This is a genomic window from Metamycoplasma salivarium (assembly GCF_900660445.2).
In the GTDB taxonomy this organism is placed as follows: domain Bacteria; phylum Bacillota_I; class Bacilli_A; order Mycoplasmatales; family Metamycoplasmataceae; genus Metamycoplasma; species Metamycoplasma salivarium.
In genome coordinates, this window is the sequence record NZ_LR214938.2 from 489348 (window position 1) to 510040 (window position 20693).

Consider the following 20693-nt stretch of genomic DNA (forward strand, 5'->3'; position numbering starts at 1 on the left):
ATTACATCATAGGAGTATAAAAAAATGGCTACCGAAAAAACCAAAACTACCACTACTACAATTAAAGCCAAAGACCTAAATAAAGAAGCCAACTTAGGTAAAAAGAAAACTAGTGGTTTACAAAGATTTTACATTTCTGAAAAATGAGATACAAAAGATAAAGAAAATATCTATTTCAATTTCAAAATGGCAAATTCTAAAAATGTAAAAAAATTTACTGAATTTTTAGATGCAGTTAAAGAATTTATTGCCATTAGTCAAACAACTAATAAGAATACAAGAGTATGATTCCACCGTGATGGTGCATATCGTGGATCTGTTAATGTTGACAAAGCTAAAGTTATTGTACAAGAATTAGAAAGCAAAAAAGTTGAAAACAAAAATGCTATTAACTTCTTGCAAGAAAACAATCTTGTTGACATGGTTTTAGATGAAAAACCTGAAAAAATTGAAAAGAAAGAAGAACCAAAAGTTGATTTATTAGCAAACGTACCTGAAGTTGTCGAAAAAACTCAATTTGTTGTTATTAAAGACCCAACAGTTACAGCCGTTAAAGAAGAACCTAAGCCAAAAGACAAATGATCAATTTTAATTTGAACATTAGCAGGAATATTAATTTTCTTAATTGTTCTAAATATCTTATTGATTATTTTATTTTAGGTGCAACTAAAGTTATCTAATTTTAATAGGCAACAATGCCTATTTTTTACTTATATGCAAGGTTTTTAAAAAAACTTAAAAATTCTAAAAAAATTAAAGAAAAGGAAAAATTATGTCAAACAAAAAAAGAAAAAATGCCATATTGGCACTTTCGATTGCAGCAGTGGCTGCTACTACAACGACTGTTGTATATTTTTATTTTAGAAATGTTTTGAAATATATGGTTGTTAAAAACAAGGTTGATGGTTCAGGAAACCCTGTTGCAATTCCATATTCAGCAATTGATTTTAAAAATAAATGAGAAAATGATGGATTAAAATTTGATACACCTGTTTTTCAAACTTATTTTGAACAAAGATTTAACTACAAAAATATAAATAGTGTTGCAAAAGATATCAAATTAGAGCTTTCATTATCAGATGATTTGCAAAATGTCATTTTAACAGTTACATTAACCAAAAAATTCGGCAAAACCGAAACAAGACAATTTACTTTAATTGGATTTACTGCTAACCAAAAAGCAAAAGAATTAAATGATTTTATTAAGAACTTAAATATTGATGTAAATGGCAAAAATAAATTGCCTTCAGAAGTTACAGAAAGTAATTTGTCACCAATCACCGATCCTAATAAAGACAAGTATGATATTACCCATAAATTAGTTCCAAACGATGAAACTGGTGAACTTAAAGTTGTTACCACAGTTACAAGCAAAGAAGATCCAAACGTTACTAAAACAGTTGAAAAAACAATTCCTAATTTTAAAAAAGATACTATTCCTGCATCAGCTGTTTTGGGTTATACACCTAAATCATTAATTGCAAATTTAATGTCAACACATGAAATCGAAAATGCAACAGCTACCTTGCAGGGAGGGACTTTAAAAGCTAAACTTGAAGAATATGGCTCATTTGATGATAGTTTATTGAATGGACTTTCCTATGAAATTAGAAGTGCTAAAAAAGTTTCTGATAATAATATTGAAGAATTAAATTTAACATATACAGTTTCAAAACAAGTTATTATTGGCAAAAATGATGATAATTCATTTAAATATGGTACTTTGATAGAAGAAAGAACCATTAAAGTTTCATTCGAAACTGCAATAGTTTCTGAACATAATGCTAGAATGCAAGACTATGTTAGTTATGTAAATTCAAAAATTGCGTTAAAACAAGGATATAACCACAATAAATTAGCATCAACTTATGATGAAAATAATGATTGAGAGATTGATAAAACATTAGATAGCAAATATTTTACAATCACCTTTGAACAAGTCGACAAATCTGATACTAACAAAGAAGTTAAGTTAAGAATGGTTGTAAAATCCAAATTATTAGCAACCGAGATTTCATCGCAAGCTAATTTAACTTTATTAGACTTTTTTGAAGATAAACCAACAAAGAAATTAAGTGTGACAGCAAAAAATGATGGTCATGTTACAAACCTAGATGATTATCTTGCACCTAATAAATACAAAGACATAACTGAAAATATTAATTATCCAAGCGACAATGGTTGAACTTTAAAAGATAATTCTATTACTGTTCAAAAAGATCCTTTAGATGAAAAAACTTTGATTTTTAATTATGTTGTTGAAAAAAACGTTGTTGAAAGTAGTTTATCAGCAACAACTCAATTGTTATCACATAATGGCCAAGTAAAAGTTTCTTACGCAAGCATTATTAATAAAAACAAGGGTGATGAATTTTCAAAATTATTAGCAAATATTGTAATTGGATACCAAGGCACAAAACCTAGAATTGATAAAGTTGATAATTCTAAATTTACTGTTGATTATAAAGCACCTTTTACTGCCACTGATTTTCCTAATTACGAAATTGTTGGTGTTGATACATCTTCAATAAAATTTAATTATAAAGATGGTAAATTGTTCATCAAAGCAACAATTAAAGACAAAAAAACTAACACTATTACAAGTTCAGAAATGGAACTTGTTGATGGATTTTTACCATTTGCAATTACTGATGATAATTTATTAAAAGGAACATTGAAAACAAATCTATCTGATGTTCACACAATGCAACAAGTATTAGATAAATTTACTAATAAATCTGATCCAGATCAAGTATTTAATGTTTTGCAAACAATGCTTGATAATTTTGTTAAACCAACAGCTGATGTAACAAATCACAGATTAGAAATTGTTGATCTAAAAATCAATGGCAACAAATTAGTATTAAAATACAAAATTATTGCAACAATTCCTGCAAATGATGCTCCGACTGATGATAAAACTACTGAAATTGAAAGAGAAGATACTAAAGAATTTGATTTTACAAACGTTTTCAAAAAACAAATTGATGATGTTATAAGCTCATTAACATTTGATTTTTCTGATGAAGTAAAAGCGAATGCTACAACAACTTTGCCTTCAGAAGTTGCCGCTAATATTTCTTCATTTAAAGTTACTTCGTCTGATGCTTCATTTAATCAAAATGATTATGATTGAGAAGTAGAACTAAATCCTAATAATGTTAAAGGCAAACTATTTGCAAGAATTACAATGATTTCAAAACAAGACCCAACAATCAAGAAAAGCATTGTTTTAAATAATTTAAGTACTCAATTTAAGACTTATCAAACAGGCCAAATTGAAAATGCTACCGCTAAAAATAATATTAGTGAAACCTCTACTTTAGATATTATTAACAAAATAATAACAAGTTCTAATCCTGCGAATGAAATGATAAAAAAATATGTAGATTACACATATAACGGGGATGATACTATTGAATTTATTAAAAACCCAATGAATTTCAAACGTATAGGACTTTATAAAATAGAAATTGAATATCAAATTGATAGATTATTAAATGATCCAAATAATTTTGAAGACACCACAACTCAAAGTCATGTAACAAACATGAAGAAATTTATAGTTGATTTTGAAACACAAATTAAAGCTAAAATCAATGAAAAATTAGAAGAACTAAAGAATTCTTTAACTTTAGATGTTACAAACAAATCAAGATTAGCATCAACAGTAGTTGAAAGTGATATTACTGCAACTCCTACTATCCCATCAGATTATGAACTTGTATATTCATTATTAGATCCAAATGATAAAAACGGTACATTAACAATTACTGCAATTCTAAAACATAGAGAAACTAATATTGAAGTAACCAAAATTGTTACTTTAAATGGATTTAACTTAGATGGTATTTCATCATCTAATGTTCTTAAATATACTGCAAAATCTGCAATCAATGATTTAATGTCAACACATGAAATTGAAGATGCAACCAGTGGATTACAAGATGCTTTATTAAAAGCAAAACTCGAAGAATATGGGATTTTTGATGATAGTCAATTAACAAACATAACATATAAAATTGACCACGCTAAAAAAGCTAATGCTAATAATATTGAAGAATTAGTTTTAACTTATACTTTAACAAAACAAATAATTGTTAAAAAAAATGCAGATAATACTTATGTCAAAGAAAATGTTGTTGTTACAAAAACAATCAATGTTTCATTTGCTACTCCAATTATTGCAAATCACAATACAAAAATTCAACAATATGTTGCTTATGCGCAAAGTAGAGTTGCTACATATGATGGATATAATCATGATAAATTAGCATCAACTTATAATGAAAATAGTGATTGAACTTTAACTAACACATTAGATTCAAAATATTTTGATCTTTCTTTTGCAAACACCGATAAATCTGATATTAATAAAGATGTTAAAATAGATTTAGTTATTAAAACTAAATTATTGCAATCACAAATTGTTTCTACAACTAATTTAACTTTAAGAAACTTTAAAGAGGATGCACCTACAAAACAATTAAGTGTAACTGCAAAAAATGATGGAAAAATTACAAACCTAGATGATTATCTTTCAGGCGATAAATATAAAGACATAACTGAAAATATTAATTATCCAACTGATAATGGTTGAACATTGAAAGATAATTCAATTACAGTTACTAAAAATCCTGCAAATAAATATGAATTAATTTTCCATTATACTGTACAAAAAGATGTCATTTTAAGTAGTGCTGCTTCAACTACTCAACATGTTGAGTATGCAAAAGAAGTAATTGTTTCATTTACCGATATTATTATTAATAATAAAAATAAAGAATTCAATAATTTGAAAGCTAACTTGCAAATTGATTATCAAACTCCAAAACCAAGAATAGATATGATTAATAATTCAAGTTTCACATTTACGTTAAAATCACCTCACACTTGAGCAGATTTTCCAAATTATGAAGTAATTGGAATTGAAGCATCAACTAGAAAATTAAATTATAAAACTGGAACTGCACTTGTTAGAGCTGAAATAAAAGATAAAGCGTCTGGTTCTATATTTTATTCAGATTATCAACAAGTTACTGGATTTGATCCATATCAAATTACAAATGATAATTTATTAAAAGGTAATTTGAAAACTGACATTCCTAATATTAGTTCAATGCAAGATGTGTTGGATAAATTCTCTAATAAAACTGATGCATGACAAATATTGAGTGATTTGCAAACTATGTTAGATAATTACTCAGCACCAAACGCTGCACATACATTCTCATTAACAAATCCAAGTTTAACAACAAATGGAAATAAACTTATTTTTAAATATACAATGAATGTTAATGTCCCTATTAATGATGCTCCAAGTGATAATAAAACTGGAATAATTTCAAAAGAAGACACTAAAGAATTTGATTTCACAAATATATTGAAGAAGAATTTGGATAAAGATTTTGCTACATTAACATTTGACTTAGCGAATAGTGTTAAAAGCACTGCTACAACAACATTTGCATCTGAAGTTGCTAAAGCAATGAGTTCATTTACAGTTACTTCATCACAAGCCGGATTTGATCAAAACAAATATGATTGATTGGTAGAAACAAATCCTAATGACGTTGATGGTAAATTATTTGCAAGAATTACAATGATTTCAAAACAAGATTCTACAATTAGAAATAGTATTACATTAAATTCAATACCTACACAATTTAAAGTTTATATACCTACTCAAATTGCAAGTGCAACTGCTAAAAATAATCTTAATGTCACTTCGGCACAAGAAATTCTTGACAAAATTTTAGCTGCTAGTGATAAAGATGCTGAGGTTAGAAAATATATTGATTATGTTTATACAGGAGATGAAACAATTCAGTTTTCAGAACAAGCTAGTGATTATTCTATTAATGGATACAAAGTAAAATTTGGGTATAGGATTTTTAAACAATTAAATAGACCAAATAATTTTGAAGATACACATCATCCATATACCTCGTCAGCACAAAAAAATATTGAAGTAGACTTTGAAACACAAATCAAAGCAAGGATTTCTGAAAATATTGATAGTCTTCTAAATGATTTAACGTTTGATATTACTGATAAAAGCAAACTTGCTTCAACAGTAACTGATGCTAATATAACAACGACTTCTGCTGCCCTTCCTTCAGGATATCAACTAAGTTATTATTGATTAGACCCTAACGATAAAACAGGAAAATTAAAAGTTCATGCAAAAATAACACACGTTGGGTCAAATATTTCAAAAGAAAAAGAAGTTGAATTTTCTAACTTTAAAAAAGATGATACATTTGGTTTTACTTATGGAATTTCATATGATATTACGTATTTAGAATCAATTATGAATCAAGTACTTACAAATTTTGCAAATGGCAATCAAACACAGAAACTAGCGAATATGAAATTATTCTTCAAGTATGATTCTACAGTAGTTGATAGTAATATAACAAGTAAAACATTGAGTTATGATACAACTTCAAAAGTAGCAACTTATGTATTTGATTATAAGAAAAAAGTTGTAACATCAAGAGCTCAAAATGGTACTTTAGGTTATGAAGAAATAACTTTTCAAAATCAAACAATGTCAAGAAGTTTTTATAATTTCTTTGAAATAATGAGATGACAAAATACATTTACTGTTTGTGCTTATTGTTTAAATTCTAGAGGGCGTGGACCATTATGTGAAGAAGCAGACGGTTATAGACATTGATTGTATGCAGAATTAAATAAAGGAACTTCAGACACACAATTAGCATCAATTTTGGCAACTCATAAATCAAACGCTTTAAATTATCTTCCTAGATATAAAGCTATAAATAGACATGATGGTTATGAAAATCAACATTCACATAGACCAGAACTCCAACCAAATTATTATTTTCAATATACATCATAATATTGATAAATAAAAGCTGAACACGGATTTCCGTGTTTTATTTTCTAAATTTAATAAGTTACTTTAAGTTAAAATTATATTAATATGAGTAATGATCAAAAAATATTTAGGTTAGTTAGCGATTACAAACCGGCAGGGGATCAACCTGAAGCTATTGCAAATTTATTAGAAGGATTAGAAGAACATAAAGAACATCAAGTGCTTTTGGGTGTTACTGGTTCTGGTAAAACTTTTACTATTGCAAATGTAATTGAAAAAGCAAATCGACCTGTTTTAATTTTAAGCCATAATAAAACATTAGCAAGTCAACTATATTCTGAATTAAAAGGTTTTTTTCCTGAGAATAGAGTGGAATATTTTATTTCGTATTTTGATTATTACAAGCCCGAAGCTTATTTGCCTTCAAAAGATTTATTTATTGAAAAAACTTCACAAAATAACAAAATTTTAGAAGCTATGAGAATGTCTGCAATTAATGCTTTAAGTATTAGAAGAGACACTATTGTTGTAGCATCAGTTGCTGCTATTTATGGTGAATATAATCCTACAGAATATCGTGCTAATTTTTTTCCAATTGAAGTTGGACAAAAGATTCCACGTAAAGAATTTACAAGAAAATTAATTAAAATGGCTTATGACCGTAACAAAGGTGAATTAGATCGTGGTCAATTTGATATTAAAGGTGATATTTATGAAATAGCACCAGGATACACTAATGATTTTAATTTAAGAATTGACACATTTGATGATGAAATAGAAAAAATTTCTGAAATAAATCCTATTACTAAAGAAGTTTTAAAATCACATAAAAGTTTAACTATTTTTCCAGCAACTACCTATACAGTTAATCCAATTTATTTAGAAAATATGGTTGCTGAAATTAAAGAAGAATTAGACGAAAGAATCAAATATTTTAAAGACCGTGATAAATTATTAGAAGCTCAAAGAATTAAAGATCGTACATTAAATGATTTAGATTCAATTCAAGAATTTGGATTTACTAGTGGTATTGAAAACTATGCAAGATATTTAGATGGAAGAGCACCTGGTCAAAGACCATATACTTTATTTGATTATTTACCATCTGATGCATTAGTATTTGTTGATGAAAGTCATATTATGATTTCACAACTTAATGGAATGTATAATGGAGATAGATCAAGAAAAGAAACATTGGTTGAATATGGATTTAGATTACCTTCAGCATTAGATAATAGACCTTTAAAATTTCAAGAATTTGAAAATTTTCATTTTCCAAAAATTTATTTATCCGCAACTCCAGGTGATTATGAATTAAACAAAACTAATGGAGAAGTTATTAGTCAACTAATAAGACCAACAGGACTTGTAGATCCAATCATTGAAATTAGAACCAAACAAAATCAAATTCAAGATATTTATGATCATATTAAAGAACAAATTGCCAAAAACGAAAGAACATTAATTTTAACAACAACTAAAAAACATGCTGAAGAACTCTCTTTGTATTTAAAAGAACAAAGCATAAAGTCTGCTTATATTCATGATCAGTTTAATACATTAGAACGTAATGAAATTATTAAAGCTTTAAGAACGGGAAAATATGATGTTGTAATTGGAATTAATTTATTAAGAGAAGGGCTTGATATTCCTGAAGTTAGTTTAATTTGTATTTTAAATGCTGATAGTAATGGATTTATGAGAGATACGAGAAGTTTAATTCAAATTGTTGGACGTGCTGCTAGAAATGACCATGGAAAAGTTATTTTTTATGCCGACACAATCACAGAATCAATGCAAAAATGTATTATTGATAATCAAAACAAACGTGCTATTCAAGAAAAATTTAATAAAGAACATAATATTATTCCTAAAACTATTAAAAAACCAATTCCTGCACCTATTCAAGCAGCAATTTTGGTTGATGATATTGCATCATACTTTGAATCTAAAGAAAAAGCTAAGGATTTAAGATACAATCGCAAATACATTAACAACTTAATTAAAGAAATGCAAAAGTACTCTAAAGAAAACAAATTCGAAGAAGCTATTGTAATTAGGGATCATTTATTGGAGCTTGGTATCGATATTCAAACAATTAAAAATGAAATTAAATAATTTATAATACTACTATGAAAATTAAGAGAACTTTTTTGACTTTTTTATTTATAGTGCCTATAGTCACTTCTCCTATGTTTATAAGTTTTTCATGCAATAATAATTGAAATAAAATTATTGATAATTTTCAAATTTCACTTAAAAATAAGCAACAAAATGTTGAAGATGTAACAAAAGATGATTTTAATTTAACTTATGACAAATCATTAGCTAAAGTTGAAATTAGTAGTATAAAAAAATTTAATGACACTAGTGTTATAGTTAGTGTTACATTTTATGATTTTGACAATAATGTTGTTGGCAAAAGAGATTATTTAGTATCTGGATTTATTCCAATGTCTGAACTAATTAAAGATTTTCAAATTGATGTTAAAGAAAAAGATAAAAAATATGCAAGTGACATTGCATCTAAATACAAAAATAATGTAACAAAAGAAAAACTATTAGAAGATTTTTTAATTAGTGGAATTGATGAAACAAAAGTTGATTGAAAAATAGAAAGAGTTGAAAATTTAGGTAATGGTACTATTGAAGTGTTGCTTTCATTTTTTGATAAAATAAATAACAAAAACATAGGAACTAGAAAATATAAAATTTCAGGTTTTAAAAAAGAATCTGAAATATTAAGATGAGGTCATTGAAATATATGCAATTTAGGTAATTTACCTAAACATCAAGTTCATGCTAATCTTATTGCTAATTGACTTGCATCTTATGATATAGATGTTATGGGGTTAACTGAAGTTGAAAGTATGCAAGGTTTAGAAGAAATTGTCAAAAAGTTAAATGAATTTAAGAAAACTAAAAAATTTAAACACATTACTTCTAAAAGACTAAAAGGTGTTTATGCAGGAAAAAACCAAGCAGAATATACTAGCATCATTTATAATTCAGCAAAATTAGAAGTTAAAGATTTTACTAATGGTAAAAAAGGATTTAGCTATCAAGAAAAATTCAAATCTAAATGAAGAGATGATTGTGAATATGTAAGACCACCATTTGGTGCATTATTTGAACATAAAAATTCAAGTCGTAAATTTACATTTGTATTTAATCATTTTGATGGACCGGGTATCAATCCAAAAATTAATGAAGTAAGTTCAGGATATGGTGGCAATGGAAGCCAAGAAGTTGCAGAAGCTATGCATCTAAGAAAAGTTTTAGATAAATTTGATGAGCTAGATGGTGATAATGAAAATATTTTCTTTGGTGGAGATACTAATATTAAATTAGGAAATCAAAGAAAAGGTGCCTTTGACGATATTGAACAAAAAGGGTATAAATCGCTTTTTAAAGATGAAGAAAAATATAAATCTTCACTCGGTGCTAATTTTAATGTTTATTCACAACCTTATGATAAATTATTTGCTAAAACCAAGTTTCAAACAATTGGTAGCTATATTTATAAATTGTGAGATATTGAAAAAGATAAAGAGTTATTAAATAAATGCAAGGATTTAGGGCTTTCATATGATTCAAGCCCTCGCAAATGGCATGCTCAAATTTCTGACCATTGTCCTGTTTATTCAGACCTTAAATTTTAAATGCTATGAATTGCAATAAAAAAATGTATTAAACAAGATTTTAATTGTGAAATATCTCTAAAAAATAGGCAATTAATGAAGAAAATATAATAGCAAATATTGAAGATTTAAACCCAAAAGATTATTCAAAAACATATGCGCATAATGTCGATACATCAAAAATTTCTATAGAAAGCAAGTCTAAAGAATATTTTTATCGTTGAAGTCGTAATGAAACAGTTGATGACAAAAATGGAACCATTTCTTTAACAATTGACAAATATGATTTTAATAGAATTAAGATTGCTACCTTCCAACACACAATTTCAGGTTTTAAAAGGAAATAAGATTGCTAAAAACTAAAAATTGCATAGCTTGAGCTATGCTTTTTTTGTTGCAAATTAAAATTATAATTCTTCCATAATAACATCGCCAGAACCTTCAACCCCATAAGCCGAGCATGAAACTTCCCAATGAATAAATGGTAATTTAGTAATGGGATTAAAGTCAAATTTTAAAGTTAGTGTATGACCCCAAGCTAAATTATTAACATTAATAAAATCTAAATTAAAGTATTTTTTGACATCTTTATCATTTTTAAGTTCAACAGCATTGCTGTCGTATTCTTTTGCTTTAATTTTTAAATATTCATCAATCATAGCAAAAGGGTGTCCATATCTTAATTTTTTATCTGGTGTTAATTTTTCAAATTCTTGTTCAAAATAAGTTTTTCCAGCAGGTTTTAAACCAAATGCAAAAGAGTCTTTAATTTGTTGAATTTGAGAACTATCTAATTTAATTGGATTTTTACTGAATGGGTTACATTGTGCAGCTATAAGTCCAACACTTGAAATTGTAAGTAATGGTGTTACTAAGAATAAAACCTTTTTTTTGTTTTTAATCATATTTTCTCCTTTATTTTAAATATATGTCTTGCAAATAACTAAGCCCATCATAAGTAAATGGTTTTACAATGAATTTTTGATAAACTGATTTAGTAAAGTTTGATAATGAGACTGAATTTTCTAATGAAATTGTATAAGAAATTAAATTGTTAATTTCATTAATTAAATTTATTACATTTGTAGTTTTTAAACTAGCTAAATAGTTTGACAATAAATCTAGTATTTTATTTTGTGTGACTTCTTCCACGTTACTTGTTAAAGTTTTTTCTTCAATTTGTTTATAAGTTCCAAATAAATTGGTTTGAAATTCATTTAAGAGTGCTTGTAATTCAATAAAAGTTGACTTATCAATTAATTTTAAGTAATTAAAGATATATGAAAGCAATTGAAAATTGTCTTTTTTTAATATTTCTTTAATAAATGTAGTTGTTGAACTTTCAGAAAGTGTAAATGTTGATTCTTTGTAAATTGATTTATTTGATTGAAAGTATTCTTTATATTCATCGAAATTAGAAACAATTTTTACTTTAGGTTTTAGTAATGGATTTATCGAGCTAAATAAATTTTCGATTTTTGTGAGTTCATTAATTTGATTTTCACTTAAGTTAAATCCTAAAATTGGAATAGTTCATTCAATAGGTGAACTTATATTTTCAAGCAATTTATTTAGTTCAGTTTTAATATTTTCAAAATCAGCTGTAATAATTTTCTTTTGAAATTCATTGTTTTGTAATTCATTAGCTATTTTTTTATTATCAAATTGGGTTGTAGTATTAAATTTTTCTAGTAAATTAGATGCATTTTTTCTTAATAAAAATTGCTTGTTAATATTTTCTTGAGCATCTTTTAAAACATTGTAATTTGTTGAGTTTAAATTAGAAGATGAAACGTTTAAATCGGTTGGAGCTTGTGAAAATCATGATTCATTGTTTAAATTTTGTAAATTGATTAAACCATAAACATTAACTACCCTATTGATTAAATTTTGAAATTGCAATGTGTTAATGTTTGTTAAATAAGAATTAATATCTTGATATTTATTTTTTAGTTCCGATAATGTTTTTCCATAATATAGTTTTGAAAATTCCTCATTGAAATAGAAAGTGTTACCGCTTGGCAAATTATTTAATGTTATTTTGTTGTGTAAATTATATTTTTCAAATTGCCTTTCAAAGTTTAAGTTGAATTCTTTGAAATTAGAGAATATGTATTCTTTTTGATCGGCATTTAAATTAGAAACATCAAGTTTTGAAATAATATTTTGTTTAAATGCATTAAACATTTGCATATTATAAGTTTCTTGTGGCAATGGAATTGTGTTGTAGTTATAAACAATTTCATTTAAATGTTTTTGGTTTTGTCATGAGATGTCACCATCTTTTTGATAATTTGTATTACGATACAAAGTTGTTTGATTTTGGTTATTAGAATTTATAAAGTAATATGAAGAATAAAGTCTATCTTTGTTAGTTTTTCCATATTCATAAAATCATTTAAATCCTTCATTACTAAATAAATCTTTGCCATATTTATTTGTTAAATAGTCAAATGGAATTGCATCAATGTAGTTTGAATATAGAAATAATGATTTGAAAAAATCAATAAGATTATGTGGTTTTCCATCATCTGTTTCAAAATCTAAATTGTCACTATTAACTTTACTTGTAGAACTCTTTTCATCGAAAGCTAATAAATTTTCAATAAATTTTTCATAGTTCACATGGTGGTTTTTGAAAAATTCTTGTAAATTTGGGCCATTAAAATAAGGATTATTTGAATCATAATATTTATCTTCTAATTCTTTAATGTTAGTTAAATTATTTTTCTTAATAAATTCATCTCTAAATGCTTTATTTTGAAAAAATGATTTTATTAAACCAAGCCTGAAATCAATTGCTCTAACTCCAAAAGGAATTAAGTTTTTTTTAACAATTTGACCATCTGAATTAATTCAATGATTTTGGTCATTTCTCATTTTGATATTAAACGATGTGGCAACTTTTAATTGATTAAATAATCCTGCATATTCATTGCTAATGTCTTGATAATTAATTGATTCACCATCGCTTGAAGGTACAAATAAATAAGGATTATAAAATCCATTTCCTTTATCTTTCTTAGGATAATAAAATTTAGGATCTTTTTTATCGTCACTTACGTCTTCATAAATTACTTGTTTAATTTTGCTGTTACGGTATTCCCCTTGGTTATATCCACTTAGAAATTTATAATAAACGCTGATTGAGCTAGCGTATTCAAATTGGTATCAAAGTTCGGTTGGTCTTGTGGAAATATTATCTCTAAAATCAATTTCAGGTTGATTTTGAGATGCTATTCTTAATAACTTACTACCTGTAGCTAGATTAATTTCTTTTAAAGTATCATCATAAGAATTTGCATAAGCATAAGAAAAATTATTAGCTTTATTAGGGCTATTTTTGTGAGTTACATAATTATCATGCAACTTATTATAGTCATTACCGCAACTTACCATTGCAATCGAAATAAGCGATGGTAAAGTTATTAAAGTAATATTTTTCAAAGTCTTATACTTCATAAATTCCTTTCTAAACTAAGCGATTTGTTGAATCTAAAATAACTAATTCTACTACCAATTATAATTTTTTGTGGATTTGTATGTGAGTGAAAACTCAATAAGATTAGTGTGAATACAATTGAAAATGCAAAAATAATTAATGTTGTATAAATTACTTTTGGTCCTTCATTTCTATAGTGAATAAATTCAGGTACAAGTTCAATAACAGCCATAAATATAATAATTGAACCTCCTAGAATTTCAAATGAAGGCATTAATCATCCGACTCTGTTGATATATTTACCTAAAAATGCACCAATAAACATAATAGGAACTATCAAAAGCAATGTTATAAAATTAAATAAAATTGCTTTCGACTTCTTTTCACCATATTGTAATTGGCGATAATATGTAATAACAACTTCTAAAAGTAAGTGTAAATTAAAAGTAACTATTAAAGCAATGTTAGGATTTTTGATTTCACTTGAAGTCATTTGATAAACTGAAATTCCTAAAACAAGTCCATCAATGATTCTATGACTTAAAAGCATAATAATTGCAACTCATGCAGCTTTCGGGTTATCAATATCGTTAAATGAAATTAAATGATCTGAGTGACCATGTTCTTCGTGATGTTCATGAAGTTCAGTTTTATTTTTTTTGCTAATTAAATATCTACTTAATAAAACTGAACCTAATCCTAACAAAGCAGCAAGTCCAGCAATTGAAGCAATAATAATTTGCTCTAAAAGAACATTGCCTCCAGTATATTGCAGACCTCCTCTATTGCCTTTGGTGTGTAATCAGTTTTCTAAATTAATATATCCTTCTTTTAGAAAACCAACAGCACCTATTATTAAAAACATTCCAGTTGAAAAGGCATATAAATAAATAGATTTTTTAGATGTTACTTTGATTTTAAAAATAGACATAATGCCCATAAAAACCATTGGTACTATTAACAAAATTGACAAATATAGCAACAAGTTTACCAAGATTGCTATTTCTAAATTACCAAATTTTGATGCATTGAAAAACATTATTTCCCTTTCACATAATATGCCACAAAAAGTAAAAAGTAGAGTAAATCTACAATTTTTTTGTAATTACATTATAATAAAAAATGTAAAAAGAAAAGCAAAATATGACAAAAAAATATAAATATAGTTCCATTTTATTTGTAAGTTTACCTATTGCACCCCTAGTTGCAATAGCTTGTAATGTTAATAAAAATAGTTATTTAGATATTAATAAAATATCTAGAAGTTATTTAAAAACATTAACTGGCAACCAAGTTGCAATTTTTCATAATCAATTTAAAATTTTTTATTTTAAGCAAGATGGTAAGAGAGTTTATTATGAAAGTGCTGAGTATGATGAAAATAAAAATCAATTTACCTTAACTTACAAAGACATTAAGCATATTTATAAACCTGATTTTTCTTTAACTAGTGGTTGAAAATAAAAATTAAATTCATCAAATTCATACATAATTGAAAATTCAAAAGAAAAATCGGATATTAAAAACTTTTTAAATGACTATACATTTGATGAAATTGATGATGCTAATGGCTTTAATGACACATGATTTTTAGCTTTAATTAACAAATATAAACACGATTACATTAGAGAAGGTGATCCTTATTTTGAAGATTTGCAGACAATCATTTTTAGAGTAATTTATAACATGTCAATTAACTATTCTTATTTAAATTCAAGAAGAATGGTCAATGCTTATGGCAAGAATATATTAAAAAAAGATTTATTTTTGCCTGAATATATGCAAGCAAAAACTTGACTTTTGCCAGAAAATGCTAAGCAAAGAAGATTATTTAAAGCATTTTTACTTTTATACTTAAATAAATTCAATGTTGATATTAAAGATATTAATATAGATTGAGAACATGCTACTACGCAAAAATCATATGATGATGCCTTTGAATATGTAAAATTCAAAATCAAAAATATTATTAACTTTAAAAATGAATCAATTTTTCCTGATAATAAAAAAGATGTTGAATATTACATTAATGGATTTAGAAGTTATGCAACCGATAAAAAATTTGGTGTTGGTCCAAGTGGAATAAGAGAAAGTGATTTACCATTATTTAATGAATATATTGAAAATCCATTGCTAAAAATTAATGGTGGAAAATATATGAATATCGTTGATAACATCAATGAGTTTATTAAAGGCGCAACAGATTGAGAATTTTGAAATACTAAAGGATTAATGTATTTATTTCAAAGTTTTAAAAAAGAATTATTTAGTATCGACATACCTGAAAATAAAAAAGATACTGATGCTTATTATGAAATAATTGATTTTAAGTTTACACCATATTTTGGTACCAATCAATTATTAAAAGCAATTGTTAGAGTCCATAAAAAAGATGGTTCATTCAAAGATTATTCTTGATTTAGTTCTAATTTTGATGACCATGGACATAGATTAAAAACTCAAATTATTAAAAATACTTATGAAGATTTAGTATCGGCAGATTTTTTAACAACAAAAACTTTACTTTCACATCCAAAATGAATTTTGCTAAAAGACTTTCTAAATTCTGAAACAAAAAAATATCATGAAACTAAAGCGTTTTATCCTTTGCTAAAAAAAGCTGTTGAAAAAATGCGTGACTTTAAATATTGAAATAATGATGAAAGAAGCGTTTTTGAAGCTCATTATTTAGACACTGATTCTTTTCAAACCAAAGTTTTAGCATCTTATATAAATAATTATTTATTGTCTTATGCCCTAAATGATGAAGATGGCATAATAAACCCCTTGAAAGGAATTAAAAGAATTGATGTAGAAATATTACCCACACCTTATGAAGCGGGTAGAATAAAATTAAAACTTAAATTTGTCAAATATAATGAAGATCATGATGATTTCGATTTCAAATCGGATAATGAAAAAATAGCAGCCGAAGTGACATTTTATTGAAATGGATTTAAGGGTTTTGACAAAAATATTTCTGAGAATGTTATTGATATAGAAGATACAAAGATTGGGGGTATATAGTATGAAAAAAATATTCAAAAATTTATTAGTTGGTATAACCCCAATGGCTTTATTACCTTTAGCTATGATTAGTTGTCGTAGAGAGGATTATGAAGACATAAAAAATGATGATCCCAATAATAACCAAAAGAAAAAAGAAGATTTTAAAGCAAATGCTGAACCAACAAAAAAGATCTATGAAATTTATGATCGTTTGGTTTTGCCATTGTTCAAAGATGTTAAAGATAATTATTTTAAATATAAAGTTATCTGAAATGAATTAATTAAAAATAAAACTAGATTTAAGAAAAAACTTGTTGACTTATCAAACCAACAAACAATTGCTGATAATGAAACAGCACTTAGGGATTTTTTAAGAAAATGATTTCCTGATGCTAATTCTAATAAAGATGAATATGAAAAATTCGGAATGTATTTGTATAAATATGAATTAATTTATCAAGATGTTGATGCAGTTTTAGCAGACACTAATTTAGCTTTTAGTGGTGATGAATTTATTAAGTATCTGAAAACAATTGATGATAGATTAAAAGGCAGTGATATTGATTTAGCAACATTGCAAAGTGCGTTAATTTCATTATGAAAGTTCATAAACTCGTATGTTTTTAATCCAAATAAAATTACAAAAGAAGAAGATATTGAAAAGCAAAATCTTGAAGATAACAAAAACTCACATACTCACTCACATGCAATTATTAATTTAATACATGAAATGGGACTATGACATAAAAAATTGGGTGAAACTTATGAATCAAAAGACAAAAATGGCGAATTTATAAAGAATGAATTTACTAAAGACTTTGAAGAGAAGACTGAACCAAAAATTGTTGATAATGTTAATCACATTGATTGAAAAACAAATTGAACTAAGATAAAAGAAACATTAAAAGAATTTGATAATAAATCACCTAATTATGATTTAACAAAACAAGAATTTAAAGATAGAGGACAAGAAATTTTAAATAGTTTAAAAATTTTGCTAGAACAATTAGCAAAATCTCAAGGTCTGCCTAATTTAGATCTTAAATAAAGAGCAAATTTGCTTTTTTATTTCTTATTTTTCTCAAAGTAAATATCTCCAAGTTGTTGCTTATATTCTTCAAATTTAGAAAAGGAAATATTATCTTGAATAATTAAATTCAAAAGTTCATTTTTGTGTTTTTCAGATGTTAATTTTAATAAAAAAGTTTGTTCGTTTTTAATTGAAAACTCAAAGTTATTCTTCTTTAATAAATCAATAAATTTTGTTGCATCATTAGCTCTTGATAATTCAAAAATCCAATTATAAATTAACTTGTCATTATGTTCATTTAAAGAACCGCTTTGAATAATTTTTCCATTTTCAATTTGGGTATAACTATCAATGTATTTTTCAAGTTCAGATAAAATGTGAGAAGAAATAAAGATTGTATTTCCTTGCTCATGAAATTTTTTAATAGCTTCATAAAACTCTAAACGATTTTGTGGGTCTAGATTTGCAACAGGCTCATCTAAAATTAGGATTATAGGGTCATTTAATAATGCTTGCATTAGTAAAACGAGTTTCTTTTGGCCGCTTGACATAAAAAATGGACTTTTATTTTTATAAGTTGGAGTGTTCATATTATAAGTTTCAAGCAAAGAATTAACTTTAGCAACGGCATCTTTTTTTGATAAGCCTGAAATTAGAGCAAAATGATATAAATATTCATATGTTGTTAGAATTTTAGGAAAATCTGCAACCTCAGGAATATAACCTATTTTTTGCTTACTATGGAAATCTTTACTATCAATATTATCAATAGAAATTTTCCCTGCAAAATCTAAATAAAATCCTAATAAACATCTAATTAGTGTTGTTTTGCCAGCACCATTTGAGCCAATAAAAGCATGAAATTGCCCTTTTTTTACTGAAAAAGTTACATCATCTAAAGCATTAAAGTTGTGAAAATTTTTACCGACATTTTCAAATTTTAAAGCATCACTCATTATTTAAAATTTCCTTTCACATGTAGTTTATAAGCAATGGGCAACATAATTGCTAAAAGAATAATGAAATATAAAATAGAAATTCAATTTGGATATGAAACATATTTAGTCATTGACACAAATGAGTCTGATGTGTTTTCTACAATTGAATAATCAATTAATGATGGTAATCTATCAGCATTTTTTAAAGCTAAATTACCACTAAATTCATATGTTTTAGATTTATCATCAGGTGAATTTGCGAGCAATTTAGCAGGTTTAATATCAATTTTATTTAATTTTGATTTGTTTAAACTATAGTATTTTGTAGTCATTAATAAGCTAAGAGCGTGTGGTGTTAATGTGTTAATCATTGAAGGATTATTTTGATATATTTGTGAGTTATACATTGCTTGCTCAATAGTTTTATTAGTAAAAGCTTCTCCATATTTACCAATCAATAATTCTTTTATTTTATTGTAAGTATCTGTAAATTCTGATGTAAAAGTTGCAAAAAATGGTTGAATTTTTTCTCAAGATTCTTGAATAAGTTTTTTAAATTCAGTTGAGTTATAAATATCATTATAAGAATTAATATTTTGTAAATAATTAGTGCTTTGCAATAACATATTTTTAATAATAGAAACATTTGCATATGATGAAGATTTAGTTAAAATGTTACTTATTAGTTGCTTAACATTATTTTTAAATTCGTTCTTGCTGTAAGCATTTATTTGAGAAAACACAAATTCCTTATCTTCATCATTATAATTCTTAGCATTAAACGTCATATATTTATTGCTATCTAATTTTGTGTAAGAAAATTTTGTTTTTCATTTTCAATTTGTTGTGTTGCTATTTGTAAGCAATTCATTGATATTTTTTGCATGTTGTTGATAATCAAGTCATGAAAAATAAGGTCAAATTAGTGATTTATCTTTCTTATTAATATCAAGTGTTGGAACAAAACTGTTAGTACTATAAGAATTGTATTCTTGCAATGAAGGGATGTCTTTCAATTTACGATTATTCCATTCAGAATTTAAATTATTTATATTTAGTGAACCATCACTATTAAATTGCATAGGTAGAATTTGGTTTGAGTTTATTCTTTTTGATACTTCATTAAAATTCTTACGATAGTTAAAATTATCAGCAATAACAACCAGACTAACTAAAGAGTTTAATAGAAGAGGTGTAATAGCAATAAACGAAAAGATTTTTTTGTTTACTTTGGCACATATCAAATATGTAAAACTTAAGAAAGTTAAAGTAACTAAAATAGCAAATAAAAGAGCACTAAAAATATATGCATTCAAATGTGAAATTTTAGGAACAAAAGTAACAAATAAAATAGCATTTAAAATTCAAAAACTAAGCATTAAAATGAATGCTGGAACTGATATAGCAAGCAAATTAGAAAAAAAGATTTTTCTTCTACTAATTGGTTTAGAATACATTAGAAATTGAATTCCATTGCTTCTATCCTCATAATAAAGTAATTGAACTAAATAAATTATGTATGCAACAAGTAAACTACAAGTTATTATTGCTGTCATTGGTAAAATAGTTGTTAAAAATAAATTTTCTCGAATAATAAATTCTTTACTAACTAGTAAATCTAATAAAACAATAATTCCAATTTCTAATAGTAAGAAAATTGAAGGCATTATATAAACACCCTTGCTTTTAGCGAGTATTTTGCCCTTAAGTTTAAAGTAATTCATTTTTCTCCTTAATTAGTAAGAATTTTATCATTTTTAATGCTAAAAATAAGCAGTTGACACTA

Annotated in this window: 12 protein-coding genes; 7 read left to right on the forward strand and 5 right to left on the reverse strand. The window is 25.8% G+C overall.

Translation table 4 applies throughout. The features are described 5' to 3' along the window. Positions 1 to 24: 24 nt before the first annotated feature. From EXC60_RS06570 to EXC60_RS06580, 4 genes are all read left to right on the forward strand, one after another. Complete coding sequence (locus EXC60_RS06570) at positions 25 to 660, forward strand: hypothetical protein (RefSeq protein WP_024544229.1); 636 nt, start codon at positions 25 to 27, stop codon at positions 658 to 660. Between the two features lie 112 nt (positions 661 to 772). Beyond that, complete coding sequence (locus EXC60_RS06575; RefSeq protein WP_129619908.1) at positions 773 to 6868, forward strand: lipoprotein 17-related variable surface protein; 6096 nt, start codon at positions 773 to 775, stop codon at positions 6866 to 6868. Between the two features lie 84 nt (positions 6869 to 6952). Then, positions 6953 to 8965 carry an excinuclease ABC subunit UvrB gene (gene uvrB / locus EXC60_RS02180; protein WP_029670605.1) on the forward strand — a complete coding sequence of 671 codons (2013 nt, stop codon included), beginning with the start codon at positions 6953 to 6955 and terminating at the stop codon, positions 8963 to 8965. Between the two features lie 74 nt (positions 8966 to 9039). Continuing rightward, positions 9040 to 10509 carry an endonuclease/exonuclease/phosphatase family protein gene (locus tag EXC60_RS06580; RefSeq protein WP_129619909.1) on the forward strand — a complete coding sequence of 490 codons (1470 nt, stop codon included), beginning with the start codon at positions 9040 to 9042 and terminating at the stop codon, positions 10507 to 10509. Positions 10510 to 10895: 386 nt separating this feature from the next. On the opposite strand, the gene EXC60_RS02190 is transcribed toward EXC60_RS06580, so the two are convergent. Genes EXC60_RS02190 through EXC60_RS06590 form a run of 3 tightly spaced genes read right to left on the reverse strand, consistent with a single transcriptional unit; the run spans position 10896 to position 14969 of the window. Continuing rightward, positions 10896 to 11393 carry a hypothetical protein gene (locus EXC60_RS02190; protein WP_024544233.1) on the reverse strand — a complete coding sequence of 166 codons (498 nt, stop codon included), beginning with the start codon at positions 11391 to 11393 and terminating at the stop codon, positions 10896 to 10898. 10 nt (positions 11394 to 11403) lie between these two features. After that, complete coding sequence (locus EXC60_RS06585; protein ID WP_024544234.1) at positions 11404 to 13950, reverse strand: OppA family ABC transporter substrate-binding lipoprotein; 2547 nt, start codon at positions 13948 to 13950, stop codon at positions 11404 to 11406. Further along, on the reverse strand, positions 13917 to 14969 hold the full coding sequence (locus EXC60_RS06590) for a hypothetical protein (protein WP_024544235.1): 1053 nt from the start codon (positions 14967 to 14969) through the stop codon (positions 13917 to 13919). The genes EXC60_RS06585 and EXC60_RS06590 overlap by 34 nt, the downstream gene beginning before the upstream one ends. A gap of 104 nt (positions 14970 to 15073) precedes the next feature. Here EXC60_RS06590 and EXC60_RS02205 point away from each other — a divergent pair, with 104 nt between their 5' ends. The 3 genes from EXC60_RS02205 to EXC60_RS06600 are packed head-to-tail and all read left to right on the forward strand — an operon-like array spanning position 15074 to position 17987. Beyond that, positions 15074 to 15394 (forward strand): hypothetical protein, encoded by a 321-nt coding sequence (locus EXC60_RS02205; protein WP_129619910.1) that lies wholly within the window; start codon positions 15074 to 15076, stop codon positions 15392 to 15394. Between the two features lie 3 nt (positions 15395 to 15397). Then, the gene (locus EXC60_RS06595) at positions 15398 to 16957 is read left to right on the forward strand and encodes an MAG3240 family lipoprotein (RefSeq protein ID WP_425349722.1); all 1560 of its coding nucleotides are present in this window, start codon (positions 15398 to 15400) and stop codon (positions 16955 to 16957) included. A 1-nt stretch (position 16958) separates the two neighbouring features. Then, positions 16959 to 17987 (forward strand): HxHSH motif-containing lipoprotein, encoded by a 1029-nt coding sequence (locus EXC60_RS06600; protein WP_024544237.1) that lies wholly within the window; start codon positions 16959 to 16961, stop codon positions 17985 to 17987. 17 nt (positions 17988 to 18004) lie between these two features. Here the strand turns inward: EXC60_RS06600 and EXC60_RS02220 are convergent, their stop codons facing one another. Further along, positions 18005 to 18925, reverse strand: coding sequence for an ABC transporter ATP-binding protein (locus EXC60_RS02220; protein WP_024544238.1), 921 nt, complete (start codon positions 18923 to 18925; stop codon positions 18005 to 18007). Continuing rightward, positions 18925 to 20631 carry an ABC transporter permease gene (locus EXC60_RS06605; RefSeq protein ID WP_024544239.1) on the reverse strand — a complete coding sequence of 569 codons (1707 nt, stop codon included), beginning with the start codon at positions 20629 to 20631 and terminating at the stop codon, positions 18925 to 18927. Before EXC60_RS06605 ends, EXC60_RS02220 begins: the two co-directional genes overlap by 1 nt. Positions 20632 to 20693 lie beyond the last annotated feature (62 nt).